This is a genomic window from Variovorax sp. LjRoot290, assembly GCF_964253985.1.
Lineage (GTDB): Bacteria > Pseudomonadota > Gammaproteobacteria > Burkholderiales > Burkholderiaceae_C > Variovorax.
Window position 1 is genome coordinate 765,495 of the sequence record NZ_CAXURW020000001.1, and the last position, 24,614, is coordinate 790,108.

The 24,614-nt window shown below is 68.7% G+C and carries 24 protein-coding genes; 23 read left to right on the forward strand and 1 reads right to left on the reverse strand.

Going from position 1 to position 24,614, the window contains the following annotated elements; all coding sequences use genetic code 11:
* The first annotated feature begins 5 nt into the window (after positions 1 to 5).
* From ACSQ9A_RS03930 to ACSQ9A_RS04010, 17 genes are all read left to right on the forward strand, one after another.
* On the forward strand, positions 6 to 1,628 hold the full coding sequence (locus ACSQ9A_RS03930) for an AMP-binding protein (protein WP_436302763.1): 1,623 nt from the start codon (positions 6 to 8) through the stop codon (positions 1,626 to 1,628).
* Positions 1,625 to 2,794, forward strand: coding sequence for a thiolase family protein (locus ACSQ9A_RS03935; RefSeq protein WP_436302764.1), 1,170 nt, complete (start codon positions 1,625 to 1,627; stop codon positions 2,792 to 2,794). Before ACSQ9A_RS03930 ends, ACSQ9A_RS03935 begins: the two co-directional genes overlap by 4 nt.
* Positions 2,791 to 4,041: an SDR family NAD(P)-dependent oxidoreductase gene (locus ACSQ9A_RS03940; RefSeq protein WP_436302765.1), complete on the forward strand. Its 1,251-nt coding sequence runs from the start codon at positions 2,791 to 2,793 to the stop codon at positions 4,039 to 4,041. Before ACSQ9A_RS03935 ends, ACSQ9A_RS03940 begins: the two co-directional genes overlap by 4 nt.
* A gap of 1 nt (position 4,042) precedes the next feature.
* Positions 4,043 to 4,855, forward strand: a complete 813-nt coding sequence (locus ACSQ9A_RS03945; RefSeq protein WP_093110835.1) for a cyclase family protein — start codon at positions 4,043 to 4,045, stop codon at positions 4,853 to 4,855.
* On the forward strand, positions 4,852 to 5,583 hold the full coding sequence (locus tag ACSQ9A_RS03950; RefSeq protein ID WP_436302766.1) for an SDR family NAD(P)-dependent oxidoreductase: 732 nt from the start codon (positions 4,852 to 4,854) through the stop codon (positions 5,581 to 5,583). The genes ACSQ9A_RS03945 and ACSQ9A_RS03950 overlap by 4 nt, the downstream gene beginning before the upstream one ends.
* Positions 5,584 to 5,716: 133 nt before the next feature.
* On the forward strand, positions 5,717 to 6,874 hold the full coding sequence (locus ACSQ9A_RS03955) for an ABC transporter substrate-binding protein (RefSeq protein ID WP_093110839.1): 1,158 nt from the start codon (positions 5,717 to 5,719) through the stop codon (positions 6,872 to 6,874).
* A 1-nt stretch (position 6,875) separates the two neighbouring features.
* Positions 6,876 to 8,018: an ABC transporter substrate-binding protein gene (locus ACSQ9A_RS03960; protein ID WP_436302767.1), complete on the forward strand. Its 1,143-nt coding sequence runs from the start codon at positions 6,876 to 6,878 to the stop codon at positions 8,016 to 8,018.
* 7 nt (positions 8,019 to 8,025) lie between these two features.
* Positions 8,026 to 9,342 (forward strand): aromatic ring-hydroxylating dioxygenase subunit alpha, encoded by a 1,317-nt coding sequence (locus tag ACSQ9A_RS03965; protein ID WP_436302768.1) that lies wholly within the window; start codon positions 8,026 to 8,028, stop codon positions 9,340 to 9,342.
* A complete protein-coding gene (locus tag ACSQ9A_RS03970; RefSeq protein ID WP_436302770.1) occupies positions 9,339 to 9,809 on the forward strand; it encodes an aromatic-ring-hydroxylating dioxygenase subunit beta in 471 nt (156 codons plus the stop codon). The genes ACSQ9A_RS03965 and ACSQ9A_RS03970 overlap by 4 nt, the downstream gene beginning before the upstream one ends.
* A gap of 38 nt (positions 9,810 to 9,847) precedes the next feature.
* Positions 9,848 to 11,005, forward strand: a complete 1,158-nt coding sequence (locus ACSQ9A_RS03975) for an ABC transporter substrate-binding protein (RefSeq protein WP_436295337.1) — start codon at positions 9,848 to 9,850, stop codon at positions 11,003 to 11,005.
* 41 nt (positions 11,006 to 11,046) lie between these two features.
* Complete coding sequence (locus tag ACSQ9A_RS03980) at positions 11,047 to 12,102, forward strand: branched-chain amino acid ABC transporter permease (protein WP_436302771.1); 1,056 nt, start codon at positions 11,047 to 11,049, stop codon at positions 12,100 to 12,102.
* An 83-nt stretch (positions 12,103 to 12,185) separates the two neighbouring features.
* On the forward strand, positions 12,186 to 13,970 hold the full coding sequence (locus ACSQ9A_RS03985) for a branched-chain amino acid ABC transporter ATP-binding protein/permease (RefSeq protein ID WP_436306252.1): 1,785 nt from the start codon (positions 12,186 to 12,188) through the stop codon (positions 13,968 to 13,970).
* Positions 13,967 to 14,698, forward strand: coding sequence for an ABC transporter ATP-binding protein (locus ACSQ9A_RS03990; protein WP_093110848.1), 732 nt, complete (start codon positions 13,967 to 13,969; stop codon positions 14,696 to 14,698). The genes ACSQ9A_RS03985 and ACSQ9A_RS03990 overlap by 4 nt, the downstream gene beginning before the upstream one ends.
* Complete coding sequence (locus tag ACSQ9A_RS03995) at positions 14,685 to 16,292, forward strand: ATP-dependent acyl-CoA ligase (protein ID WP_436302772.1); 1,608 nt, start codon at positions 14,685 to 14,687, stop codon at positions 16,290 to 16,292. The genes ACSQ9A_RS03990 and ACSQ9A_RS03995 overlap by 14 nt, the downstream gene beginning before the upstream one ends.
* Positions 16,293 to 16,297: 5 nt before the next feature.
* Entirely contained in the window at positions 16,298 to 17,068 is a 771-nt protein-coding gene (locus ACSQ9A_RS04000) for an SDR family NAD(P)-dependent oxidoreductase (RefSeq protein ID WP_436302774.1), read from the forward strand.
* Positions 17,069 to 17,118: 50 nt separating this feature from the next.
* On the forward strand, positions 17,119 to 17,895 hold the full coding sequence (locus ACSQ9A_RS04005) for an SDR family NAD(P)-dependent oxidoreductase (RefSeq protein WP_436302775.1): 777 nt from the start codon (positions 17,119 to 17,121) through the stop codon (positions 17,893 to 17,895).
* Positions 17,892 to 18,398, forward strand: coding sequence for a MarR family winged helix-turn-helix transcriptional regulator (locus tag ACSQ9A_RS04010; protein ID WP_436302776.1), 507 nt, complete (start codon positions 17,892 to 17,894; stop codon positions 18,396 to 18,398). Before ACSQ9A_RS04005 ends, ACSQ9A_RS04010 begins: the two co-directional genes overlap by 4 nt.
* A gap of 98 nt (positions 18,399 to 18,496) precedes the next feature.
* On the opposite strand, the gene ACSQ9A_RS04015 is transcribed toward ACSQ9A_RS04010, so the two are convergent.
* Complete coding sequence (locus ACSQ9A_RS04015) at positions 18,497 to 19,087, reverse strand: chalcone isomerase family protein (RefSeq protein WP_093110858.1); 591 nt, start codon at positions 19,085 to 19,087, stop codon at positions 18,497 to 18,499.
* 282 nt (positions 19,088 to 19,369) lie between these two features.
* Between ACSQ9A_RS04015 and trpE the strand changes: the two genes are divergently transcribed.
* Genes trpE through trpD form a run of 6 tightly spaced genes read left to right on the forward strand, consistent with a single transcriptional unit; the run spans position 19,370 to position 24,612 of the window.
* Complete coding sequence (gene trpE / locus ACSQ9A_RS04020; RefSeq protein ID WP_093110860.1) at positions 19,370 to 20,872, forward strand: anthranilate synthase component I; 1,503 nt, start codon at positions 19,370 to 19,372, stop codon at positions 20,870 to 20,872.
* Positions 20,872 to 21,261 carry a GxxExxY protein gene (locus tag ACSQ9A_RS04025; protein ID WP_436302777.1) on the forward strand — a complete coding sequence of 130 codons (390 nt, stop codon included), beginning with the start codon at positions 20,872 to 20,874 and terminating at the stop codon, positions 21,259 to 21,261. The genes trpE and ACSQ9A_RS04025 overlap by 1 nt, the downstream gene beginning before the upstream one ends.
* Positions 21,258 to 21,842, forward strand: coding sequence for an aminodeoxychorismate/anthranilate synthase component II (locus ACSQ9A_RS04030; protein WP_093110864.1), 585 nt, complete (start codon positions 21,258 to 21,260; stop codon positions 21,840 to 21,842). The genes ACSQ9A_RS04025 and ACSQ9A_RS04030 overlap by 4 nt, the downstream gene beginning before the upstream one ends.
* 5 nt (positions 21,843 to 21,847) lie before the next feature.
* Positions 21,848 to 22,900 carry a low-specificity L-threonine aldolase gene (gene ltaE / locus ACSQ9A_RS04035; RefSeq protein ID WP_436302778.1) on the forward strand — a complete coding sequence of 351 codons (1,053 nt, stop codon included), beginning with the start codon at positions 21,848 to 21,850 and terminating at the stop codon, positions 22,898 to 22,900.
* Positions 22,893 to 23,564 (forward strand): LysE family translocator, encoded by a 672-nt coding sequence (locus tag ACSQ9A_RS04040; RefSeq protein ID WP_436302779.1) that lies wholly within the window; start codon positions 22,893 to 22,895, stop codon positions 23,562 to 23,564. The genes ltaE and ACSQ9A_RS04040 overlap by 8 nt, the downstream gene beginning before the upstream one ends.
* A 22-nt stretch (positions 23,565 to 23,586) precedes the next feature.
* Complete coding sequence (gene trpD / locus ACSQ9A_RS04045; RefSeq protein ID WP_093110870.1) at positions 23,587 to 24,612, forward strand: anthranilate phosphoribosyltransferase; 1,026 nt, start codon at positions 23,587 to 23,589, stop codon at positions 24,610 to 24,612.
* Positions 24,613 to 24,614: the final 2 nt, after the last annotated feature.

The following is a 24,614-nucleotide window of genomic DNA, read 5'->3' on the forward strand; positions in this document are numbered from 1 at the left end:
ACGCGATGCACGCCACCGTCCACAACGTCTTCTCTGCCACCGCGGCGCGCACGCCGGAGGCCGAGTTCCTGTTCACCGAATCGGTGACCGCCAAGGCCTACGGCATCGCCGCCGGTGCCATCCGCTGGGGCGAGGCCGCGGCAGCGGTCGAACGCCTGCGCGTGGCCTATGCAGAGGCGGGCTATGGCCATGGCCACCGCGTCGGCCTGCTGCTGGAGAACCGGCCGGCCTTCCTGTTCCACTGGTTCGCGCTCAACGCACTGGGTGTGAGCGTGGTGCCGATCAACGCCGAGATGCGCTCCGCCGAGCTGGTCTACCTGATCGGCCACAGCGAGATCGGCCTGGCCGTGACCCTGCCCGAGCGCGCGGCCGATCTGCGCGCCGCAGCGGCGCAGACCGGCGTCGCTTTCGCAACCATGGGGCCCGACGACGAAGTGCCGCCCGCGCGGACGGCTGCGCCGCGTGTCGACGAAGCGATCGGCCCCGAGACCGAATGCGGCCTGCTCTACACCTCGGGCACCACCGGCCGGCCCAAGGGCTGCATCCTGAGCAATGCCTACTTCCTGCGCGCCGGCGAATGGTATGCCGCGCTCGACGGCGTGTGCGGCATCCGGCGCGATGCGGAGCGCGTCATCACGCCGCTGCCGCTCAATCACATGAACGCGATGGCCTTCTCGACCATGGTGGTGCTGGTCGCCGGCGGCTGCCTGGTGCAGCTCGATCGCTTCCATCCGAAGACCTGGCTGGCGAGCGTGCGCGAAAGCGGCGCCACCATCGCGCACTACCTGGGCGTGATGCCGGCCATGCTGCTGTCGGCACCCGAGTCGGCAGCCGACAAGGACCACGCGATTCGCTGGGGCTTCGGCGCCGGCGTCGACCGCAAGAACCACGCGCCCTTCGAGGCCCGCTTCGGTTTCCCGCTGGTCGAGGCCTGGGCCATGACCGAAACCGGCGCCGCCGCCTGCGTGATGGCGAATCGCGAGCCGCGGCTGGTGGGCACGAGCTGCTTCGGGCGCCAGCAGGACTACGTTGAGATCCGTCTGGTCGACGACGAAGGCCAGGACGTGGCTGCCGACGCGCCGGGCGAACTACTGGTGCGCTCCGCCGGCGAAGACCCGAGGCGCTATTTCTTCTCCGGCTACCTGAAGGACGAGGAAGCCACACGCGAGGCCTGGGCCGGCGGCTGGTTCCATACCGGCGATCTCGTGCGGCGCGATGCGGACGGCAACTTCTTCTTCGTCGATCGCAAGAAGAACGTGATCCGCCGCAGCGGCGAGAACATCTCGGCGGTCGAGGTCGAGAGCGTGCTGAACCAGCATCCGGCCGTGAAGACCTCGGCCGTCGCCGCGACGCCCGATGCGGTGCGCGGCGACGAGGTGCTGGCCTGCATCGTGGTGCGCGAGCAGGTCGACGCATCGGAGCGCGCGCAGATCGCGGCCAGCATCGTCGAGCATGCGCTGGCGCAGCTGGCCTACTACAAGGCACCGGGCTACGTGGCTTTCGTCGACGCGCTGCCGCTCACGGCTTCGCAGAAGATCCAGCGCGGGCAGTTGCGTGAACTGGCGCAGGCGCTGCCGGGGCAGGGCCATTGCATCGACACCCGCGCCATGAAAAAGAGGCAGGCATGACGCGCCGGCAGTCCTACGAAGGCGTCGCGGTGGCCGTGCCCATCACCGTGCCCTATGTGCGCTACTCGACGCGCACCGCGCACTGGTTCATCGGGCAGGCGCTCGAGGCGCTGGTGCAAGCCAGCGGCGTGCCGAAGGAGCAGATCGACGGCTTGTGCCTCAGCAGTTTCTCGCTTGTGCCGGACACGGCGGTGGGTGTGACGCAGCACCTGGGCCTCTCGCCGCGCTGGCTCGACCACATGCCGACCGGCGGCGCATCCGGGGTGATGTGCCTGCGCCGCGCGGCGCGTGCGGTGCAGGCCGGCGATGCCGACATCGTGGCCTGCGTCGGCGCCGACACCAACCACGTCGACTCTTTCCGCCAGACGCTGGGCAGCTTCAGCAACTTCGCGCGCGACGCGAGCTACCCCTACGGCTCGGGCGGGCCGAATTCCATCTTCGCGATGATCACCGCCAACTACATGCGCACCTTCGGCGCGAAGCGCGAGGACTTCGGCCGCATCGCGGTGGACCAGCGCACCAACGCACTGGGCAACCCGGATGCGATGTTCAAGAAGCCGCTCACGCTCGACGAGTACATGGCGGCGCGGCCGATTTCCGACCCGATCCACCTGTTCGACTGCGTGATGCCCTGTGCGGGCGCCGAGGCCTTCCTCGTGATGAGCGAAGAGCGCGCGCGCGACCTCGGGCTGGCGCACGCCGTGATCCGCGGCGCGATCGAGCGGCACAACGCCTTTGCCGACGATCCGGTGATGGTGCGCGGCGGCTGGCTGAAGGACCGCGACGATCTCTATGCGCAGGCCGGCGTGCGGCCCGCCGCGCTCGATTTCGTCCAGACCTACGACGACTATCCCGTCATCGTGATGATGCAGTTCGAGGACCTGGGTTTTTGCGAGAAGGGCGAGGGCCCCGCCTTCGTGCGCGCAAACACGATGACCTTCGACGGCAGCTTTCCCAACAACACCAGCGGCGGGCAGCTGTCGGCCGGCCAGGCAGGCGCGGCGGGAGGCTTCCTCGGCATGGTGGAAGCGATCCGCCAGCTGACCGACACGGCCGGGCCGCGCACGGTGCCCGATGCGCAGCTCGGCCTGGTCGCGGGCTTCGGCATGGTGACCTACGACCGCTGCCTTTGCACCGGCGCCGTGATCCTGGGGAGATCGGAATGACCATGCCCCTGATGCGCCCCAAGCGCAAGAACCCGGTCCTGCGCACGCGGCAGATGAACCTGCCGCCCTGGGCGCGCGGCCGCGTCGCGCTGGGCATCACGGCCGCGGCGGCCGAGGGCCGCTTCGAGCTGCAGACCTGCGAGGACTGCGGCACGGTGCAGTACCCGCCGCGCGAGGCCTGCCACAAGTGCCTCTCGCCGCGCCTGCACTGGCGCGAGCAGAGCGGAGAGGGCGAACTCATCAGCAGCACCACGCTGCATCACAGCAACGACCTGTTCTTCCGCGAGCGCCTGCCCTGGCGGCTGGGCCTGGTGCATCTCGATGCCGGCCCGACGCTGATGGTCCACCTGCACGGCGAGGTCGGCGAGGCGCCGGCGCGCGTGCGCGTCGGCGCCCGGCTCGACCGCGCGGGGCAGGCCGTCCTCATTGGTTTTCCGAACGAAGGGAGTGCCCATATGGCCGACGACAAGATGCTGCGCGAGATGACCAGCGACCCGAAGTTCCGCAAGGCGCTGGTCACCGACGGCAAGACCGAAGTGGGGCAGGCCATCGTGCGTGCGCTGGTCAAGGCCGGTGCCGACATCGTGTGGGTCGGCCATGCCGAACCGTGGAAGAAGATGGGCGGCCTGGAAGACATCACGGCGCTGCCGCAGGTCACGCTGGTGCCGCTGGACCTGACCAACGGCCGCTCGGTGAGCGAGCTGGCCGGCGAGATCGGCGGCAAGGTCGACATCGTGATCAACAACGCCGAGGTGCATCGCAACTTCGGCATCGGCGCGCGCCGTGGCACCGACGTCGCCAAGGCCGAGATGGACATCAACTACTTCGGCCTGCTGCGGCTGGCGCAGGAGTTCGGCCCGGCGCTCAAGGGGCGCTCGGCGGACGGCGTGAGCGGTGCGACGGCCTGGGTCAACCTGCTGTCGATCTATGCGCTGTCCAACTTCCCGCCGCACGGCACCTTCAGCGCATCCAAGGCCGCGGCCTACTCGCTCGCCCAATGCCTGCGCGCCGAGATGCGGCCGGCCGGCATCCGCGTGATCAACCTGTTCCCCGGGCCGATCGACGACGAGTGGAACCAGCACATGCCGCCGCCGAAGCTAGCGCCGAGTGCGCTGGCCAATGCGATCGTCAAGGCGCTGCGCGACGGCGTCGAGGACGTCTACCCGGGCGACGTGGCGCAGGAGTGGCTGGAGCGCTGGCGCGACAACCCCAAGGTGCTCGAACGCGAACTCGCAGCTGGAGGATGAGATGACGACCACCACCGAACTGATGTCCACCGCTGAGATCCTCGGCGGCCTCGTGAGCGCGATGGCCACAGGCCGCATCCGCGTGATCGACCTCACGCAGACGCTTTCGCCCGAGTTCCCGCAGATCGCGCTGCCGCCCGAGATGGGCCAGTGCTGGCCCTTCCGCATCGAGGAGGTGTCGAAGTACGACGAGCGCGGACCCGGCTGGTACTGGAACAACTTCTCCTGCGGCGAGCACACGGGCACGCACTTCGATGCGCCGATCCACTGGATCTCGGGCCGCGACCTGCCGAACAACTCGGTCGACACGATTCCGGTGCAGCACTTCGTGGCGCCGGCCTGCGTGATCGACTGTTCCGCCCAATCGGCTACCGATCCCGATTACCTGCTGACGGTGGAAGACATCGAGCGCTACGAGGCCAAGCACGGCCGCATCCCGAAAGGCGCCTGGGCGCTGATGCGCACCGACTGGTCGAAGCGCCAGGACCCCGAGGCGTACCAGAACTTCGACGAGACCGGGCAGCACACGCCGGGTCCGAGCACCGAGGCCGTGCGCTTCCTGGTCGAGCAGCGCGATGTGCTGGGCTTCGGCTCCGAAGCCATCGGCACCGATGCCGGCCAGGGCTACCACCTGCGCCCGCCCTATCCCTGCCACTACTACATGCACGGCGCCGGGCGCTACGGGCTGCAGTGCCTCAGCAATCTCGACCTGCTGCCGCCGGCCGGCGCGGTGCTGATCTGCCCGCCGCTCAAGATCGAGAAGGGCAGCGGCAGCCCCTTGCGCGTGCTGGCGCTGGTGGGGGCGGCACCATGAATCTCACGCATCCCGTCGCCGCCGTGACCGGCGGCAGTGCCGGCATCGGCAAGGCCATCTGTGCGGACCTGCTCGCGCAGGGCTACGAGGTGGTGTCGCTGGCGCGGCGCCGCTGCGAGATCGACCATCCCAAGCTGCACAGCATCGAGGTCGACCTGATGGACCGTGCCGCCACCGCCGAAGCCGCGCGCGAGATGGCGCGTCGCTTCGAGGTGACGACCGTGGTCCACAACGCCGGCGTGATCCGGCCCGCGCTGCTCGCGGACGTGAAGCTCGATGACCTGGACGCGCTGGCCGAGTTGCATCTGGGCTGCGCGATCCAGCTGGTGCAGGCGGCCTTGCCCGCGATGCGCGCGGAACGCTTCGGCCGCGTGGTGCTGCTGTCCTCGCGCGCGGCGGTCGGCCTGGCCACGCGAACGAACTATTCGGCCACCAAGGCCGGCATGCTGGGCATGGCGCGCACCTGGGCGCTGGAGCTTGCGGCCGACGGCATCACGGTGAACGTGGTGGCGCCGGGGCCGATCCGCACCGACATGTTCTACGACGTGGTGGAGGCCGGCAGCGAGAAGGAACGCGCGCTCGCGGCCTCGGTGCCGGTGCAGCGCCTCGGCGAATCCTCCGACGTGGCACGGGCCGTGCGTTTCTTCGTCGACCCGGCCAACAGCTTCGTCACCGGCCAGGTTCTTTATGTGTGCGGCGGCACCAGTGTGGGCAGTCTCGCGCTGTAGCGGTGCATCGCGCGCCAAACGCAAAACCTCTCGTTGTCTCCCTTGTCATTGCACCATCGTCTCGCTAGTATTGTTTAGGTCTAAACATTTCATAAATCATGTTAAGGCTCAGCTCAACCCCTGGAGGATCGTCATGAAAGTTCCAAGCCCCATCCGCGCCCTGGCGGGCATCGTCCTCGGCATCGGTGCATTGAGCGCCGCGAGTGCCTGGGCTGCCGACTACAAGGTCGGCTTCATCACCTCGCTCTCGGGGCCGGTGTCTTCGCTGGGCATTCCCTACGAGAAGGGGATGAAGGCCGCGCTGGCGTACAAGTCCGAAGTGGGCGGTCGCAAGATCCAGCTGGTGCAGCTCGACGATGCGTCGGATCCGTCCACCGCGGCGCGCAATGCGCGCAAGATGATCGACGAGGACAAGGTCGACGTCATCATCGGCACGGCCGGTTCGCCCGGCGCGCTGGCCATCGCGGCCGTGGCGCGCGAAACCAAGACGCCGCTGATCTCGATCGCCAACGCCAACCTGCCCGGCGAGGAGGGCGCCTGGATGGTCACGCTGCCGCAGCCCGCGCCGTTGATGGTGAGCGCGGTGGTCGAGCGCATGAAGAAGTCGGGCGTGAAGACGGTCGGCTACATCGGCTTCTCCGACGCGTGGGGCGACCTGGTCTACGACGCGCTGACGAAGAGCGCGGAGCCGGCCGGCATCAAGGTCGTGTCGAACGAGCGCTATGCGCGCGCAGACGCCTCGGTCACCGGCCAGGTGCTGAAGATCGTCGCGCTGCGTCCCGATGCGGTGATCACCGGCACCTCGGGCACGCCGGGCGCGCTGCCCTACCTCGCGCTCTCGGAGCGCGGCTACAAGGGCCAGATCTACGGCATGCATGCGTTGATCAACCCCGACTTCGTGCGCGTGGGCGGCACCTCGGTCGAAGGGCTCCTGGCGCCCACCGGCCCAGTGATCGTGGCCGAGCAGCTGCCCGACTCCAACCCGATCCGCAAGGTCTCGATGGACTTCCGTGCGGCCTACCAGAAGGCCAACGGCGCGGCGCCGACCGATGCCTTCTCGGCCTACACCTTCGACGCCTGGCTGCTCTTCCTCGACGCGGCGCAGCGCGCCAAGGGCGAGCCCGGCACGCCGGCCTACCGCGTGGCGCTGCGCGATGCCATCGTCAGCACCAAGGAGCTGGTGGGCACGCACAGCGTCTACAACTTCAAGCCCGACAACCGCTACGGCTCGGACGAGCGCTCGCGCGTGGTCGTCAAGCTCGAAAAGGGTCAATGGAAGCTGGTCCCCTGAGATGAAGAACATCGCACGTCTTGCCGGCCTCACGGCCATCGCCCTGGCTGCCGCGCATGCCGCGGCCGCCGATCTCAAGATCGGCTTCATCAGCTCGCTCTCGGGCCCGGTCTCGGCGCTCGGCATCCCCTACGAGAAGGGCATCCGCGCCGCCATCGCCGAGCATCCGATGCTGGCCGGCCGCAAGGTCGAGCTGATCGTGCTCGACGATGCGTCGGACCCCACCACCGCCGGGCGCAATGCGCGCAAGCTGGTGGTGGAGGACAAGGTTGACGTGCTGATCGGCACCTCGGGCGTGCCCAGCGCGATGGCCATCGCGGCCGTGGCGCGCGAACTCAACACGCCGCTGATCTCGCCCACGCCGGTCACCATTCCCGGTGCCGAAGGCGCGTGGACCGTGACCGTGTCGCAGCCCTTCCCGCTGATGGTGGCGGGCGTGGTCGAGCGCATGAAGAAGTCGGGCGTGAAGACGGTGGCCTTCATCGGCTTCTCCGACGCGCTGGGCGACCTGGCCTACGACTCGCTCGTGAAGAGCGCAGACGCCGCCGGCATCAAGGTGGTGGCCAACGAACGCTACGCACGCAGCGATTCGTCGGTGGCGGGCCAGGTGCTGAAGATCGTCTCGGGCCGCCCCGATGCGGTGTTCGCCGGCAACTCCGGCACGCCGGGCGCGCTGCCCTACCTCGCACTCGCCGAGCGTGGCTACAAGGGCCAGATCTACGGCACGCACGGCCTGATCAATGCCGACTTCGTGCGCGTCGGCGGCGCATCGATCGAAGGCCTGCAGGTGCCCAGCGGCCCGGTGCTGGTGGCCGACCAGCTCGCTGCGGACAACCCGATCAAGAAGGTGTCGATGAACTTCCGCAGCGCCTACCAGAAGGCGCACGGCGTGATGCCCACCGATGCCTTCTCCTCCTACACCTACGACGCCTACCTGCTGCTGGCCGACGCCGCCTCGCGCACCAAGGGCGAACCCGGCACTACAGCCTACCGCACGGCGCTGCGCGATGCGATTGTCGGTACCAAGGAGCTGGTGGGCACGCACGGCGTCTACAACTTCAAGCCCGACAACCGCTATGGCTCCGACCAGCGCGCAGTGGTCGTGGTGCGGATGGAAAAGGGCCAGTGGAAGCTGGTTCCCTAGTACGACGATGACCAGCTACCGCGACCGGCCCGAAGCGATCCGCGCGCTCGTCCAGGACGACCGCGTGCACCGCGATCTCTACCTGAGCGAGGAGCTGTTCGCGCTCGAGCAGGAGCGCTTCTTCGCCAACACCTGGCTCTACGTCGGCCACGCGAGCCAGGTGCCGAACACCGGCGACTTCTGGTCGCTCGAACTTGCCGGCCGCCCGGTGATGATGGTGCGCCAGCCCGACGGCGCGGTGCGTGTGTTCTACAACCGCTGCGCGCACAAGGGCACTCGACTCGTGACCGACGAGAGCGGCAACACCGGCAAGTTCTTCCGCTGCCCCTACCACGCCTGGACCTACAAGCTCGACGGCGCGCCGCTCGCGATCCCGCTCAAGACCGGCTACGAAGGCACGCGACTGAAGGAATGCGAATCAGGGCAGGGCCTGACCGAACTGAAGCACACGGTCGTCTACCGCGACTTCGTCTTCACGCGCATCGCCGATCGCGGACCGGACTTCGAGGCCTACTTCGGCGAGGTGCTGCAGGCCATCGACAACATGGTCGATCGCTCGCCCGAGGGCCGGCTCACGGCGGGCGGCGGCGTGATGCGCAACATCGTCCATTGCAACTGGAAGATGTACCTCGAGAACATCAACGACACGGTGCATCCGATGTCGACCCACGAGTCGGCCACGCAGGCGGCCGGTGCGCTGTGGCAAGGGCGTGCGCCCGACGAGCCCAAGCCGATGGCGATGGAGCAGATCCTGCCCTTCGGCTCGGGCTACGACTTCTTCGACAAGATGGGCGGGCGCGTGTTCGCCAACGGCCACAGCGTGCTGGGCGTGAACTTCAGCATCCACTCGAATTACGCGCAGCTGCCCGACTACGAGGCGGCGATGCGCGAGGCGCACGGCGCCGAGCGGGCGATGGAGATCCTGCAGCGCTCGCCGCAGAACTCGGTGCTCTTCCCCAGCCTGTCGGTCAAGGGCTCGCCGCAGGCGATCCGCGTGATCCGCCCGCTGGCCGCGAACCGCACGCTGATCGAGGCCTGGAGCTTCCGCGCCGCCGGTGCGCCGGACCTGCTGCTCGAGCGCGCGATGACCTACAACCGGCTGGTCTTCTCGCCCATGTCGGTGGTGGCGCACGACGACGTGCACCTGTTCGAAAGCATTCAGCAGGGCCTGAAGGCCGAGGGCAACGAATGGGTGAGCCTGCATCGCAACTTCGATTCCGCAGAGCTCGGGCAGGACACGATCACCACGAACGGCACCAACGAGCTGCTGATGCGCAACCAGTTCCGCGCGTGGGCGAAGTACATGGCGGAGCCCGCATCATGACCGACCCCGCAGACTTCATCGCCGCCGAGGCCGCGCTGCTCGACGCCGGCCGCTTCGACGACTGGCTCGCGCTGTTCGCCGAGGACGGCCATTACTGGGTGCCGCTGCAGGGCGCCGCGCAGGCCGATCCGCATCTGCACAACTCGCTGGCCTACGAAGACCGGCTGCTGCTGCAGCTGCGCGTGGACCGCCTGAAGAACCCGCGCGCCCACTCGCAGCATCCGAAGAGCCATTGCCAGCACGTGCTGCAGCGCTCGATCGTGGAGCGCGAGGACGAGGCCACCGGCGAAGTCGCGCTCGCCACGCCCTTCATCTACGTCGAGTCGCGCGGCGAGGAGCAATTGATGCTCGCCGGCACCTGCCACCACCTGCTCGCGCGCACGCCCGAGGGCTTCGCGATCCGGCAGAAGCGCATCGACCTTCTCAACGCCGGCCGCGCGCTGCCGGCCATCCAGTTGTTCATTTGAGCGAGTTGCTCACCCTTCCACCCACCAGGAGCCACGACATGAAGAGCTTGATGAAGACCTTGGCGCACAGCGCGCTGGCCACGGCCCTTGCCGCCGGATTCGCGATGACCGCGCTCGCGGCCGACCTCAAGGTCGGCCTGAGCGTGTCGCTCTCGGGCCCCAACTCCTCGCTCGGCGTGCCCTACGCCAAGGGCATGCAGGCCGCGCTGGCCTACAAGCCGGAGGTCAACGGCCGCAAGATCCAGCTGATCGTGCTCGACGACGGCTCCGACCCGACCACCGCGGGCCGCAATGCGCGCAAGCTGGTCGAGGAGGAGAAGGTCGACGTGCTGATGGGCACCTCCGGCGTGCCCGCCGCGATCGCGATGGCGCAGGTGGGGCGCGATGCCAAGGTGCCGATGATCGGGCTCACGCCGATCCAGCTCGACCCGGCCGAGAACGGCTGGGTCTTCACGGTCGCGCAGCCCACGCAGCTGATGATCGACGCCGTGGTCGAGCGCATGAAGAAGGACGGCATCAAGACCGTGGGCTACATCGGCTTCTCCGATGCCTGGGGCGACCTGGTCTACAACGCCCTGATGAAGGCTGCGCCCGCGGCCGGCATCAAGGTGTTGGGCAACGAGCGCTATGCGCGCGCCGACGCCTCGGTCACCGGCCAGGTGCTGAAGCTGGTCGCCATGCGTCCGGATGCCGTGATGACGGGCGGCGCCGGCACGCCGGGCGCGCTGCCTTTCCTGGCGCTGGCCGAGCGCGGCTTCAAGGGGCCGGTGTACGGCCAGCACGGGCTCATCAACCCCGACTTCGTGCGCGTCGTCGGCGCCTCGGGGCAGGGTGCGCTGATGCCGACCGGCCCGGTGATCGTGGCCGAGCAGCTGCCGGCCAACTACCCGACCAAGAAGATCGCCATGGACTTCCGTGCCGCCTTCCAGAAGGTCAACAACGCGCCGACCAGCGACGCCTACTCGGCCTATTCCTTCGACGGCTGGCTGGTGTTCGCCGATGCCGCGGCGCGCGCCAAGGGCGAGCCGGGCACGCCCGAGTTCAGGCTGTCCCTGCGCGACGCGATCGCCAGCACCAAGGAAGTGGTGGGCACGCACGGCGTCTACAACTTCAAGCCCGGCAACCTCTACGGCGTGGACGAGCGCGCGCGCGTGATCGTCAAGCTGGAGAACGGCCAGTGGAAGCTCGCCAACTGAGCCGGCACTAGCAAGAGCGAGACAAAGCGGAGGACTGTTCAATGACACCGGACGTGGCACTGATCCTGGGCATCGATGGCCTGGCGAATGGCGCTGTTTATCTTCTGGCCGGGCTGGGGCTGGTGCTGATCTTCTCGGTCACCCGCGTGGTCTTCGTGCCCTTCGGCGACGTCGCGGCCTTTGCCGCGCTGTCGCTGGCCGCATTCGAAACCGGGCGCGTGCCGCCCACCATCGGCATGGTGGTGGTGCTCACCGCGCTCGCGCTGGCGACCGAGGTCGGCAGCCTGGTGCGCCGCGGCGAAACGGCGCGCATCCCCAAGGCCCTGCTGGGCTGGGGCGTGCTGCCGCTCATTCCCTGCCTGCTGGCCTGGCTGGCAAGCCGGCCCGGCGTGCCGGCGCCGGTGCACATCGCGGTCGCGGTGCTGCTGGTGGTGCCGATCGCGCCGCTGCTCTCGCGCGTGGTGTTCCAGCCGATCGCCGATGCGTCGGTGCTGGTGCTCCTGATCGTGTCGCTCGCGCTGCACTTCCTGCTCTCGGGCCTGGGCCTGTTGTTCTTCGGCCCCGAAGGCTCGCGCACCCAGCCGCTGGCCGGCGGCTCTGTGCCCCTGGGCGACGGCTTCGCGGTGAGCGGACAGGTGATCTTGATGGTCGGCGCGGCGATCGTGCTCAGCGGCATGTTCTTCCTGGTGTTCGAGCGCACGGTGGCCGGCAAGGCGCTGCGCGCCACCGCCGTCAACCGCGTGGGCGCACGGCTGGTCGGCATCCGGCCGGCGCGCACGGCGCTGCTGGCCTATGGCTGCGCCTCGCTGCTGGCCGGGCTGATCGGCGTGCTGATCGCGCCGGTCACCACCATGTACTACGACTCGGGCTTCATCATCGGCTTGAAGGCCTTCGTGGCGGCGATCATCGGCGGGCTGGTGAGCTATCCGATGACCGCCATCGGCGCGCTGGCGGTAGGGGTGGTCGAGAGCTTCGCCTCCTTCTGGAGCGGCGCGCTGAAGGACGTGATCGTCTTCAGCCTGCTGATCCCGGTGCTGATGCTGCGGTCTTTCCTGAGCGTGCATGCGGAAGAGGAAGAAGAGGAGGTGGACCAATGAGCGCCGCGCCCACACCCGAAGTCGTGCGTCCCGTGTTCGATGAAGCCGCGGGTGCCGCGCGCAAGCCCGCAGAGAGAAGGTCGATGAACGCTGCTTCCAAGCGCCTGCTCTGGATCGGCCTCGTCGTCGTCGCGCTGGCCGTGGTGCCGCTGCTCGCCGGCAACTTCACGGTTTCGCTGTTGAACGACATCGGCATCGGCGCGCTGGTCGCGCTGGGCCTGGTGCTGCTCACCGGCATCGGCGGCGCGACCTCCTTCGGGCAGGCGGCCTTCGTCGGCATCGCCGCCTATGCCACGGCCTGGCTCAGCACCACGCAGGGGATGTCGCCCTGGCTGGGGCTGGCGTTCTCGCTGCTGCTGACCGGTCTCTCGGCGCTGGCCATCGGCCTGCTCACCTTGCGGCTGGGCGGGCACTTCCTGCCGCTGTCCACTATCGCGTGGGGCTTGTCGATCGCGATGCTCTTCGGCAACGTCGATGCGCTGGGGCGCCACACCGGTCTGTCGAACATTCCGGCGCTGACCATCGGCACCTGGTCGCTGGCCGATCCTCGCGCGATCTACTACCTGATCTGGGGCCTGGTCGGGTTGGCCTTCCTGTTCAGTCGCAACCTGCTGCAGTCGCGGCCGGGCCGCGCGATCCGCAGCCTGCGCGGCGGTGCGATCCTGCTGGCCAGCGTCGGCGCGGATGCCTATCGCGTGCGGCTCACGCTCTTCGTGACGGCTGCCCTCTTCGCCGGCCTCGCGGGCTGGCTCTATGCGCACATGAACCGCTTCGTCAGCCCCTCGCCCTTCGACGTGCGCGCCAGCATCGAGTACCTGCTGATGGCCGTGGCCGGCGGGCTTGGGCAACTGACGGGCGCGCTGGTCGGAGCGGCGCTGGTGCTCATCCTCAAGAACGGGCTGCAGGACGTGCTGCCCCTGCTGACCCAGCGCGCCGGGCAGCTCGAGGCGGTGGCCTTCGCGACGCTCTTCATCCTGCTGCTGCACTTCGCGCGCGGCGGGCTGATGGGCTTCGTGCGGCGCTGGACGCACCGGTTTTCGGGATCGCAGGCGCCTCGCGAGCCCATGCCGCCCGTTTCGCCGCTGACGCATCGCACGCTGCCCGATCGCGGCGCGCCGATCCTGTCGGTCACCGGCGCGGTCAAGCGCTTCGGCGGGCTGGTGGCCGTCAACGATGTCAGCTTCGACGTGAAGGCCGGCGAGATCATGGGCCTGATCGGCCCCAATGGCGCCGGCAAGTCGACCATGTTCAACCTGCTGACCTGCACGCTGCCGATGACGGCCGGGCAGGTGCGCTTTCTGGGCCAGGACATCGCGGGCATGCCGCAGCGCAAGGTCGCGCGGCTCGGCTTGGCGCGCACCTTCCAGCACGTGAAGCTCAGGCCGCACATGAGCCTGCTGGACAACGTCGCGCTCGGCGCCCATTCGCGCACGCGTTCGGGCGTGCTGAAGGCGGGGCTGCGGCTCGACCGCACCGAGGAACGCCAGATCCTGCAGGAGGCGCAGCGGCAGCTCGACCGCATCGGCCTGGGCGACCGCGCGCACGAACTCGCGGGCAGCCTGCCGCTGGGCACGCAGCGCATCCTGGAGATCGCGCGCGCGCTCGCGGCCGACCCGGTGCTGCTGGTGCTCGACGAGCCGGCCGCCGGCTTGCGCCGCAAGGAGAAGATGGCGCTCGGCGACCTGCTGCGCAAGCTGCGCGAGGAGGGCGTGACCATCCTCATCGTCGAGCACGACATGGACTTCGTCATGAAACTGGTGGATCGCCTGGTGGTGATGAACTTCGGCTCCAAGCTGGTCGAGGGCGTGCCCTCGGCGGTGCGCGCGGACGAGCGCGTGCAGGCAGCGTATCTCGGGAGCGTCGTATGACTGCGATGCTCGAGATCGGGGACCTTCACGTTTCGTACGGCCAGGTCGATGCCGTGCGCGGCGTGTCGCTCAACCTGGAGCACGGCCAGATCATCTCGGTGATCGGCCCCAACGGCGCCGGCAAGACCACGCTGCTGGCTGCTGCGATGGGCTTGCTGCCCTGCAAGGGCCTGCTGCGCTTCGAGGGCGAAGACCTGCACGGGCTCGACGTCGAGGCGCGCGTGGAGCGCGGCCTGTGCCTGGTGCCCGAGAAGCGCGAGCTCTTCGGCGAGCTGACCGTGCTCGACAACCTGCAGCTCGGCGCCTTCGGCAGCCGGCTCCGCAGCGATGCCCTGAAGCGCCGGCTGCAGTCGGTGTACGACCGCTTCCCGCGCCTGGCCGAGCGCCGCGCGCAGCGCGCCGACACGCTCTCGGGCGGCGAGCGGCAGATGCTGGCCGTGGGCCGCGCGCTGATGTCGGCGCCGCGCCTCTTGATGCTGGACGAGCCCAGCCTCGGGCTGGCGCCGCTGATCGTGCGCGACATCCTGGCCATCGTGCGCAAGCTGCGCGAAGACGGCGTGTCGATCCTGCTGGTGGAGCAGAACGCGCGCGCCGCGCTGGAGAGCTCGGACCACGGCTACGTGCTGGAGACCGGCGAGATCGCGCTCTCGGGCGCCTCGCAGGAGCTTGCCAGCGATCCGCGCGTGCAGGCCACCTACCTTGGCGGAGGTACCAATGGCGACGGATGAGCGAGCGGCGAGTCCGCTGCCTCCGGGCCAGCGTACGCTGCCCGCGATGCTGCAGCGGCAGGCGGTGCTGTTCGGCGAACGTCCATTGCTGCGCATCGCGGGGCGGTCGTGGTCGCACCGCGATGCGGCGCAGGCCGCGGGCCTTCGCGCTGCGGCATTGGCCGAGGCGGGCGTGCAGCGCGGCGACCGGGTGGCCGTGATGAGCGGCAACCGCATCGAGTTTCTCGAAGTGTTCCTCGGCTGCGGCTGGCTCGGCGCCTCGACGGTGCCGATCAACACCGCGTCGATGGGGCCGCAGATCGAGTACTTCCTTTCCAACAGCGAGGCGAAGCTGCTGGTGATCGAAGAGGCTTTCGTAGAGCGCTTGCAGGCGGCCGACCTCGCGCGCACTTCGCTGCGCGAGATCTGGGTGCTGGGCGAGGACGCCGATCGCGCTGCGTGGCCGGGCATTCGCGTGCTGCCGTATCCCGCCGCAACCGCTTCGCTCGCGCCGGCGAAGGTGCAACCCGGCGATCCGCTCGCCATCCTCTACACCTCCGGCACCACCGGGCCGGCCAAGGGCGTGGTCTGCCCGCATGCGCAGTACCACTGGTGGGGCGTCAACAGTGCCGACGTGCTGGGCGTCGAGGCGGAGGACGTGCTGTGCACCACGCTGCCGCTCTTTCACATCAACGCACTCAACACCTTCGCGCAGGCCGCGATCACGGGTTGCGAGGTGGTGTTCGAGGCGCGCTTCTCGGCCTCGGGCTTCTGGCCCACGATGCGCGCCTCGGGTGCGACGGTGGTCTACCTGCTCGGCGCGATGGTGCCGATACTGCTCGCGCAGCCCGAGGGGTCCGGCGAGCGTGAGCACCGCGTGCGCACCGGGCTCGGCCCCGGCGTGCCGGCCGCGGCGGGCCAGGCCTTCTTCGAGCGCACCGGCGTCCGGCTGCTGGAAGGCTACGGCTCCACCGAAACAAATTTCGCAATCGCCACCGCGCCCGATTCGCCGCGCGGCGGCGTGATGGGGTGGCTGCGACCCGGCTTCCAGGCGCGCGTGGCGGACGAGGACGATGTCGAACTCCCGAACGGCGAGGCAGGCGAGCTGCTGTTGCGCGCTCATGAACCCTACGCCTTCGCGAGCGGCTACCTCAACATGCCCGAGAAAACCGTCGAGGCCTGGCGCAACCTCTGGTTCCATACCGGCGACCGCGTGGTGCGCGATGCCGACGGCGCCTTCCGCTTCGTCGACCGCATCAAGGACGCGATCCGCCGGCGCGGCGAGAACATCTCCTCCTTCGAGGTCGAGCAGGTGCTGCTGAGCCACCCGGCCGTGGCGGGCTGCGCGGTCTACCCCGTGCGTTCCGAACTGGCCGAGGACGAGGTGATGGCCGCACTGGTGGCGCGTGACGGGCAGCGCATCGATCCGGTCGAGCTGCTGGCGTACTGCGAATCGCGCCTGCCTTACTTCGCGCTGCCGCGCTATGTCGACCTGCTGCCCGACCTGCCGCGCACCGAGAACGGCAAGGTGCAGAAGTACAAGCTGCGCGAGCGCGGCGTGAGCGCGATCACCTGGGACCGCGGACCCGCGGCGCGCCCGCCGGCCAAGGGCTGAATCGCATGGCTGCGCACCCGGACGCACCGCTGTTCTCGCTGGCCGGGCAGGGCGCCTTCGTGACCGGCGCAGCGCAAGGCCTGGGTGCCGCGATCGCGCGCGGCCTGGCCGAGGCGGGCGCGCGCGTCGTGCTCGCCGATGTCGACGGCGCGGTCGATGCGGCCGCGGCGGCGCTGCGCGCAGACGGCCATGACTGCATCGCCATGCAGCTCGATGTGCGCGACGAGGCTGCCTTCTGGCTGTGCTTCGATGCGGGCGTGCAGCACTTCGGCGGCATCGATGTGATGGTGAACAACGCCGCCCGCACGCTGTACTCCTCGATCTGGGAGATCACAACCGAGGAGTGGGACGAGGTGCTGGCCGTGAACCTGCGCGGCAGTTTCTTCGGCTGCCGCATCGCCGGGCGCCACATGCGCGAGCGGGGCGCGGGCCGGATCATCAACCTGTCGTCGATCGCCGGGCAGCAGGCCAGCGCGGCGACCGGCGTTCACTACGCCGCGTCCAAGGCGGGCATCGTGGCGCTGACCCGTTCATTCGCGCAGGAACTGGCGCCGCACGGCGTCACGGTGAACGCGCTGGCGCCGGCTGCGGTGCGCAGTCCGGTGCTCGATGCGATGAGCCGGATGCAGCAGCGCACGGTGTCGGCCGGCATTCCGCTCGGCCGCTTCGGCGAGCCGGAGGAGGTGGCCGCGGCCGTGGTCTACCTCGCATCGCCGGCCGCGGCCTTCATGACGGGCGCGACGCTGGACCTCAACGGCGGGCGGCTCATGCGCTGAGGCATGACACGGCGCGCCACTAGAATGATTCAGAACTAAACCATTCAGGCATGCAAACAAATTCACTGACCGGGCGCCATGCCCTCGTGACCGGCGCCGCGCGCGGCATCGGCGCGGAGATCGCGCGCACGCTGGCCGCCGAGGGCGCGGTGCTGACTTTGCTCGGACGCGACCGTGACGCGCTCCAGCGCGTCGTCGATTCGCTCGCGGGCAGCGGCCACGGCGTGGTCGCGGCCGACGTGGCCGATGTACAGGCCGTGCAAGGCGCGTTCGCCCAGGCGCGCGCGGCGCGGGGCCCGATCGCCATCCTCGTCAACAACGCCGGTGCGGCGGAGAGCGCGCCGTTCCTGAAAACTTCGGTCGAGCTCTGGCAGCGCATGCTGTCCGTCAACCTGACCGGCAGCTTCCTGTGCGCCCAGGCCGCGCTGCCCGACATGCTCGGGGCCGGCTGGGGCCGCATCGTCAACATCGCGAGCACGGCCGGGCAGAAGGGCTATGCCTACGTCTCGGCCTACACGGCCGCCAAGCACGGCGTGATCGGCTTGACGCGTTCGCTGGCGCTGGAGATGGCGAGGAAGGGCGTCACCGTCAATGCGGTATGCCCCGGCTACACCGACACCGACATCCTGCGCGACAGCGTGGCCAACGTGGTCCAGAAGACCGGCCGCAGCGCCGACGATGCGCTGGCCGAGTTCGCGGTCGTCAATCCGCAGCGGCGCATCGTGCAGCCTGCGGAGGTGGCCGATGCGGTGCGCTGGCTCTGCGGCGATGGCGCGGCTTCGGTCAACGGCCAGTCCATCTCGGTGTCTGGAGGCGAAGTCACATGAAGCAGAACGACGCCTCGCACGCGCTGCTCAGCGACGCTCAGGAGCTGGGCCACGAAGCGCGGGCCGGCACCGGCGACCATGCGGTGCTCAAGCTCTGGCTGCGAATGCTGGCCAGCACCACCCAGATCGAGGCCGAGATCCGCAAGCGGCTGCGTGAGCGCTTCGACATCTCGCTGGCCCGCTTCGACTACATGGCGCAGCTCTACCGCTACAGCGACGGTCTCAAGATGCGCGTGCTCTCGCGCTACCTGATGGTGACCGGCGGCAACGTCACCGGCCTGACCGACGAGCTGGAGCGCGAAGGCGTGGTGCAGCGCTCGGCCAGCCCGGAAGACCGCAGGGCCTGGATCGTGAGCCTGACGCCGAAGGGCCGCCGCAGCTTCGAGGCCATGGCCAAGGAGCACGAGGAATGGCTGCTCGAGATGTTCTCGGGCCTGGACGCGAAAGCGGTGCAGCAGCTGTACGCGCAGCTGGGGGCGCTGCGCGTGCACCTTGTGCGCTAGCCGGCGAGGCGAGCCCTTCGACAAGCTCAGGGCGAATGGGAGGTAACGAGGACCACGGACCCCCACCCCGTTCGGGCTGAGCCTGTCGAAGCCGCCCCCTAGCCCTTGCCGAGCAGCGCGTCCTTCAGCTTCCAATCGGCCGGGTTCGGGCCGAGCCAGATGCGCATCAGCGCATTGAAGAAGGCCTGCTCCTTGATCGGCTCGCCCTGGGCCACGCCCTTGACCGAAATCACGGTCCCGGTGCCGGGCACCCAGTCGACGGTGAAGGCGTCCCCGGCCTTCAACTGCTTCTGGTCGGCGAACATCTGGCCCATGCGCACCAGGCCGGGAATCAGCTGCAGCATCTCGGTCTTGGGCGAGTTGTCTTCCACGCCGCGCGTGAACAGCTTGCCCAGTTCGTTGGCATCGATGTCGCGCAGCATGGTGATCGCCATGCGCTTGGCGCCGGGCACGGCCAGCACTTCCTCGGTGGTCGAGGCCTTCTTGCCCAGGTAGAGGCCGGCGGTGTAGACCTTGAACACGGCCTTGTAGCGCACGCCGGCCCCGTTGAGCTGCAGCTTGCTGCCCTTGAGATCGAGCGCATCGTCGAGCTTGACGCCGGCCATCTCGACCGGGGCGGCCGAGGCAGCGAGCGAGGCGAGGGCGAGGGTGGTCAGCGCGAGCGCGCGCCGCAGGGCAGGCTGGGTCATCGGGGTTGTCTCCGTCAGCGAAAAATTTAAAGTGCCTCAATGTATCTTTTTGTACAGGCCTTGTCGCTGGGCTAAACTCACGCTTCCATGTTCATTCATCACGTCATTCAGACAGGTCAAGGCAGCCGGGGAGCCTGGCCTTGGCGCACGCCATCGTCGTTGCCTGTTTGATTGCATGGCGCACGCCGTGCGCCCGCGGCCCGCGGTCATCCCGACCCGGCCACTCACCTGAATGACCCCGCCAGCGACCTCGAAGCGTCACTGGCCGACGGAGACCCCACCGTGATCACCGAACTCGAATTCAAGAGCCTCAGCGCGCAGGGCTACAACCGCATCCCGCTGATGGTCGAGGCCTTTGCCGACCTCGAAACCCCGCTTTCCCTCTACCTGAAGCTCGCCCATACCAAGGAGGGCGGCAAGCACAGCTTCCTGCTCGAATCGGTGGTGGGCGGCGAGCGCTTCGGCCGCTACAGCTTCATCGGGCTGCCGGCGCGCACCCTGCTGCGCGCGAGCGGCTTCGGCGACGACGCGCTGACCGAGGTCGTAACCGGCGGCAAGGTCGTCGAGACGGCCAAGGGGAATCCGCTCGATTTCGTCGCGGCCTACCAGAAGCGCTTCAAGGTGGCGCTCAGGCCCGGGTTGCCGCGCTTCTGCGGCGGCCTGGCCGGCTACTTCGGCTACGACACGGTGCGCCATATCGAGAAGAAGCTCGAGCAGAGCTGCCCGCCGGACACGCTGGGCTGCCCCGACATCCTCCTCTTGCAATGCGAGGAACTGGCGGTCATCGACAACCTCTCCGGCAAGCTCTACCTGATCGTCTATGCCGACCCTGCCCAGCCCGAGGCGTACGCCAATGCCAAGCGGCGGCTGCGCGAACTGCGCGAGCAGCTCAAGTACTCCGTGAGCGCGCCGCAGGTGAGGCCGACGCAGGCACACCCGCCCGAACGCAGCTTCGCCAAGGCCGACTACCTGGCGGCGGTCGAGCGCGCCAAGGAGCTGATCGCGGCCGGCGACTTCATGCAGGTGCAGGTGGGCCAGCGCATCAGCAAGCGCTATACCGAGTCGCCGCTGTCGCTGTACCGCGCGCTGCGCTCGCTCAACCCGTCGCCCTATATGTACTACTACCACCTGGGCGATTTCCACGTGGTCGGCGCCTCGCCCGAGATCCTGGTGCGGCAGGAGCACACCGGCGAGGGCGAGCAGAAGATCACCATTCGCCCGCTGGCCGGCACGCGCCCGCGCGGCGCCTCGCCCGAGCTCGACCGCGCGGCCGAGGCCGAGCTGATCAACGACCCCAAGGAGCGCGCCGAGCACGTGATGCTGATCGACCTGGCGCGCAACGACATCGGCCGCATCGCCAAGACCGGCAGCGTCAAGGTGACGGAGGCCTTCGCCGTCGAGCGCTACAGCCATGTGATGCATATCGTGAGCAACGTCGAAGGCACGCTGAAAGACGGCATGACCGCGATCGACGTGCTCAAGGCCACCTTCCCGGCAGGCACGCTGACCGGTGCGCCCAAGGTGCACGCGATGGAGCTCATCGACCAGCTGGAGCCGACCAAGCGCGGCCTCTACGGCGGCGCCTGCGGCTACATCAGCTATGCGGGCGACATGGACGTCGCGATCGCGATCCGCACCGGGATCGTGAAGGACCAGATGCTGCATGTGCAGGCAGCGGCTGGCGTGGTGGCCGACTCGGTGCCCGAATTGGAGTGGAAGGAAACCGAGGCCAAGGCGCGGGCGCTGCTGCGCGCCGCCGAACTGGTCGAGGAAGGGCTCGAGTGATGGCCGACGAATTTCAGAACAACGACTTCTCGCACGAGATCATCGGCGCCGCGGTCGAGGTGCAGCGGGTGCTCGGCATCGGCCTGCCCGCAGAGGTCTACGCCGCCGCGCTGGAGATCGAACTCGCCGAACGCGAGATCGGCTTCGTGCGGGACGTGCCGGTGTCGGCCAGCTACAAGGGCCGCTCGCTCGGTGAGGTCTGCCGTGCGGGCTTCGTGGTCGAGCAATCGCTCATCGTCGAGGTGAAAGCGGTCGATGCATTGACCGACCTGCATCGCGCGCAGGCGCAGGCGGCGGTGCGGCTGTCGGGGCTGCCGCTGGGCCTGCTCATCAATTTCAACGTGTTCCCGGTGGTCAAGGGCGTGCATCGGATCGGAGCCAAGCCATGAAACTCCTGATGATCGACAACTACGACAGCTTCACCTACAACCTGGTGCAGTATTTCGGCGAACTCGGCGCCGAGGTCGAGGTGTTTCGCAACGACGAGATCACGATCGAAGGTCTGCGCGAGCGCGTTGCCGCCGGCGTCGCGCGGTTGGTGGTTTCGCCGGGGCCGTGCTCGCCGGCCGAAGCGGGGGTGTCGGTGGCGGCCATCAAGGAGTTCGCAGGCCAGCTGCCGATCCTCGGCGTCTGCCTCGGGCACCAGGCGATCGGCGCGGCCTTCGGCGGCAGGATCGTTCGCGCGCAGCAACTGATGCACGGCAAAACCAGCGAGATCACGACCACGCGCGAGGGCGTGTTCGCCGGGCTGCCCGAGAAATTCAGCGTCAATCGCTACCACTCGCTGTCCATCGAGCGCGACTCCTGCCCGCGCGAGCTCAAGATCACCGCCTGGACCGACGATGGCGAGATCATGGGCGTGCGCCACACGGGCTTTGCGCCCGCGGTGCGCATCGAGGGCGTTCAGTTCCACCCCGAATCGATCCTGACCGAGCACGGCCATGCCATGCTCAAGAACTTTCTGGAGTGACCCGCATGAGCACGACGACCCTGGTGGACCTGCGCAGCGACACCGTCACCCGGCCGACCGCCGCGATGCGCCAGGCCATGCTCGAAGCGCCGCTGGGCGACGACGTGTTCGGCGACGACCCGAGCGTCAACGCGCTGCAGTCGCAGATCGCCGAGATGCTGGGCTTCGAAGCGGCGCTGTTCGTGCCGACCGGCACCCAGAGCAACTTCTGCGCGATCCTGGCCCATTGCCAGCGCGGCGACGAATACATCGTCGGCCAGCTGGCGCATTGCTACCGCTGGGAAGGCGGCGGCGCCGCAGTGTTCGGCAGCGTGCAGCCGCAGCCGCTCGAGCACCAGCCGGACGGCTCGCTGGCGCTGAAAGACATCGAGGCTGCCATCAAGCCCGACGACGCGCATTTCGCGCGCACCCGGTTGCTGGCGCTGGAAAACACGATCGGCGGCAAGCTGCTGCCCTTCAGCTATGTCGAAGAGGCGACGCAACTGGCGCAGCGCAAGGGCCTGGGCCGCCATCTGGACGGCGCACGGCTCTTCAATGCCGCCGTTGCACAGGCCGCCCAGCGCGGCACCGAGGCGCGCGCCGAAGCGCGCCGCATCGCACAGTGCTTCGACAGCGTCTCGGTCTGCTTCAGCAAGGGCCTCGGCGCCCCGGTGGGTTCGGCACTGTGCGGCTCGCGCGAGCTGATCGCGCGCGCCCACCGCATCCGCAAAATGGCCGGCGGCGGCATGCGGCAGTCCGGCATGCTGGCGGCCGCTGCTTCTCATGCACTGCAACACCACATCGACCGCCTCGAGCAGGACCACGCGCTCGCGCGCCGGCTGGCCGACGGCCTGGCCGGGATTCCCGGGCTGCAGGTCGAGACGCCGCAGACCAACCTGCTGTTCGTCGAGCTGAGGGGCGAGGCGCAGGCGCGCTCGGCCGAGCTGCTGGCGCACCTGAAGCAAAACGGCGTGCTTGCCACCGGCTTGTATCGGCTGCGCTTCGCGACCCATCTCGATGTCGACGCAGCCGGCATCGACCGCGCCATCGGCGCGATCCGGAGCTTCTTCCATGCCTGAACTCCATTCCCTGCTGCTGTTCATCGCCGCCGGCCTGCTGCTGAATCTCACGCCGGGCCCCGATGTGCTCTACATCGTGAGCCGCGCGCTGCGCTCGGGCACGCGCGCCGGCATCGTGGCGGGCATCGGCATCACGGCCGGCTGCTTCGTGCACATCACCGCCGCCGCGGTGGGCGTGAGCGCGCTGATGGCGGCATCGACCACCCTGTTCACCGCCCTCAAGTGGCTGGGCGCGGCCTACCTGCTGTGGGTCGGCGTGCGCATGCTGCTGTCGCGGCCGGACAAAGACCCGTCGGCGCTGGTGCGCGCCGATGCAGATGCGGCGGGCCCCGCCAGCATGAAGAGCGTGTTCCTCGGCGGCTTCTGGACCAATGTGCTCAACCCCAAGGTGGCGCTGTTCTTCCTGGCCTTCGTGCCGCAGTTCATCGCGCCCGATGCCGCGAACAAGCCGCTGGTGTTCTTCCTGCTGGGCGCACTGTTCAACTTCAACGCGATCTTCGTGAACTTCGCCTGGGCATTGCTGGCCGGCTGGACGGCGCGCCGCGTCGGCGCGGTGCAGCGCGGCATGCACTGGCTGGAGCGCGGCGCGGGCGCCCTGTTTGTCGGCTTTGGCATCAAGCTCGCACTGTCCGAGAATCCGCTCGCGGCAGCTCACGCTCACTGAAACAACCGAGGGAGACTTCATCATGCCCATCACCCCCCAGGAAGCCCTGCAGCGCACCATCGAACACCGCGAGGTGTTCCACGACGAGATGCTGCACATCGTGCGCCTCATCATGAGCGGCGAATGCTCGCCGGTGATGATGGCGGCGCTCATCACCGGCCTGCGCGTCAAGAAGGAAACCATCGGCGAGATCACCGCCGCCGCGCAGGTGATGCGCGAGGTGTCGACCAAGGTGCAGGTGGCCGACACCACGAATTTGGTGGACATCGTCGGCACCGGCGGCGACGGCTCGCACACCTTCAACATCTCGACCTGCTCGATGTTCGTCGCCGCCGCTGCGGGTGCCAAGGTCAGCAAGCACGGCGGGCGCAGCGTGAGCAGCAAGTCGGGCAGCGCCGACGTGCTGGAGTCGTTGGGCATCAACATCAACCTTAAGCCCGAGCAGATCGCGCAATGCATCGCCGATGTCGGCATCGGCTTCATGTTCGCGCCGAACCATCATCCGGCCATGAAGAACGTGGCGCCGGTGCGCAAGGAACTCGGCATCAAGACCATCTTCAACATCCTGGGGCCGCTCACCAATCCGGCCGGCGCGCCCAACATCCTGATGGGCGTGTTCCATCCCGACCTGGTCGGCATCCAGGTGCGCGCGCTGCAGCGGCTGGGCGCGGAGCATGCGCTGGTGGTCTATGGGCGCGACGGCATGGACGAGATCTCGCTCGGGGCCGCCACCATGGTCGGTGAGTTGAAGAACGGCGAGATCCTCGAGTACGAGCTGCATCCCGAGGACTTCGGCTTCCAGATGTCGAGCAACCGCGCGCTGCGCGTCGAGACGCCGGAGCAGTCGAAAGCGATGCTGCTCGGCGTGCTCGACAACCAGCCCGGCGCGGCGCGCGACATCGTCGTGCTCAATGCCGGCGCGGCGCTCTATGCGGCCAATCTGGTGGATTCGATCGGCGCGGGCGTGGCGCGCGCGCGCGCCGCCATCGACTCCGGCGCGGCCAAGGCCAAGCTGGCCGAGCTGATCAAGGCGACCGCCGCCAGTTGAGG

Excerpts from the sequence above, each read along its gene's own strand:
- ACSQ9A_RS03970 (WP_436302770.1), top strand. The coding sequence starts at position 9,339 with ATGACCGACCCCGCAGACTTCATCGCCGCCGAGGCCGCGCTGCTCGAC.
- ACSQ9A_RS04010 (WP_436302776.1), top strand. The coding sequence starts at position 17,892 with ATGAAGCAGAACGACGCCTCGCACGCGCTGCTCAGCGACGCTCAGGAG.
- ACSQ9A_RS03975 (WP_436295337.1), top strand. The coding sequence starts at position 9,848 with ATGAAGAGCTTGATGAAGACCTTGGCGCACAGCGCGCTGGCCACGGCC.
- trpD (WP_093110870.1), top strand. The coding sequence starts at position 23,587 with ATGCCCATCACCCCCCAGGAAGCCCTGCAGCGCACCATCGAACACCGC.
- ACSQ9A_RS03950 (WP_436302766.1), top strand. The coding sequence starts at position 4,852 with ATGAATCTCACGCATCCCGTCGCCGCCGTGACCGGCGGCAGTGCCGGC.
- ltaE (WP_436302778.1), top strand. The coding sequence starts at position 21,848 with ATGAGCACGACGACCCTGGTGGACCTGCGCAGCGACACCGTCACCCGG.
- ACSQ9A_RS04040 (WP_436302779.1), top strand. The coding sequence starts at position 22,893 with ATGCCTGAACTCCATTCCCTGCTGCTGTTCATCGCCGCCGGCCTGCTG.
- ACSQ9A_RS03945 (WP_093110835.1), top strand. The coding sequence starts at position 4,043 with ATGACGACCACCACCGAACTGATGTCCACCGCTGAGATCCTCGGCGGC.
- ACSQ9A_RS03990 (WP_093110848.1), top strand. The coding sequence starts at position 13,967 with ATGACTGCGATGCTCGAGATCGGGGACCTTCACGTTTCGTACGGCCAG.
- ACSQ9A_RS04015 (WP_093110858.1), bottom strand. The coding sequence starts at position 19,087 with ATGACCCAGCCTGCCCTGCGGCGCGCGCTCGCGCTGACCACCCTCGCC.
- ACSQ9A_RS04030 (WP_093110864.1), top strand. The coding sequence starts at position 21,258 with ATGAAACTCCTGATGATCGACAACTACGACAGCTTCACCTACAACCTG.
- ACSQ9A_RS03955 (WP_093110839.1), top strand. The coding sequence starts at position 5,717 with ATGAAAGTTCCAAGCCCCATCCGCGCCCTGGCGGGCATCGTCCTCGGC.
- ACSQ9A_RS04025 (WP_436302777.1), top strand. The coding sequence starts at position 20,872 with ATGGCCGACGAATTTCAGAACAACGACTTCTCGCACGAGATCATCGGC.
- ACSQ9A_RS03940 (WP_436302765.1), top strand. The coding sequence starts at position 2,791 with ATGACCATGCCCCTGATGCGCCCCAAGCGCAAGAACCCGGTCCTGCGC.
- ACSQ9A_RS03930 (WP_436302763.1), top strand. The coding sequence starts at position 6 with ATGCACGCCACCGTCCACAACGTCTTCTCTGCCACCGCGGCGCGCACG.
- ACSQ9A_RS03995 (WP_436302772.1), top strand. The coding sequence starts at position 14,685 with ATGGCGACGGATGAGCGAGCGGCGAGTCCGCTGCCTCCGGGCCAGCGT.
- ACSQ9A_RS04000 (WP_436302774.1), top strand. The coding sequence starts at position 16,298 with ATGGCTGCGCACCCGGACGCACCGCTGTTCTCGCTGGCCGGGCAGGGC.
- ACSQ9A_RS04005 (WP_436302775.1), top strand. The coding sequence starts at position 17,119 with ATGCAAACAAATTCACTGACCGGGCGCCATGCCCTCGTGACCGGCGCC.
- ACSQ9A_RS03980 (WP_436302771.1), top strand. The coding sequence starts at position 11,047 with ATGACACCGGACGTGGCACTGATCCTGGGCATCGATGGCCTGGCGAAT.
- ACSQ9A_RS03960 (WP_436302767.1), top strand. The coding sequence starts at position 6,876 with ATGAAGAACATCGCACGTCTTGCCGGCCTCACGGCCATCGCCCTGGCT.
- ACSQ9A_RS03965 (WP_436302768.1), top strand. The coding sequence starts at position 8,026 with ATGACCAGCTACCGCGACCGGCCCGAAGCGATCCGCGCGCTCGTCCAG.
- ACSQ9A_RS03985 (WP_436306252.1), top strand. The coding sequence starts at position 12,186 with ATGAACGCTGCTTCCAAGCGCCTGCTCTGGATCGGCCTCGTCGTCGTC.
- ACSQ9A_RS03935 (WP_436302764.1), top strand. The coding sequence starts at position 1,625 with ATGACGCGCCGGCAGTCCTACGAAGGCGTCGCGGTGGCCGTGCCCATC.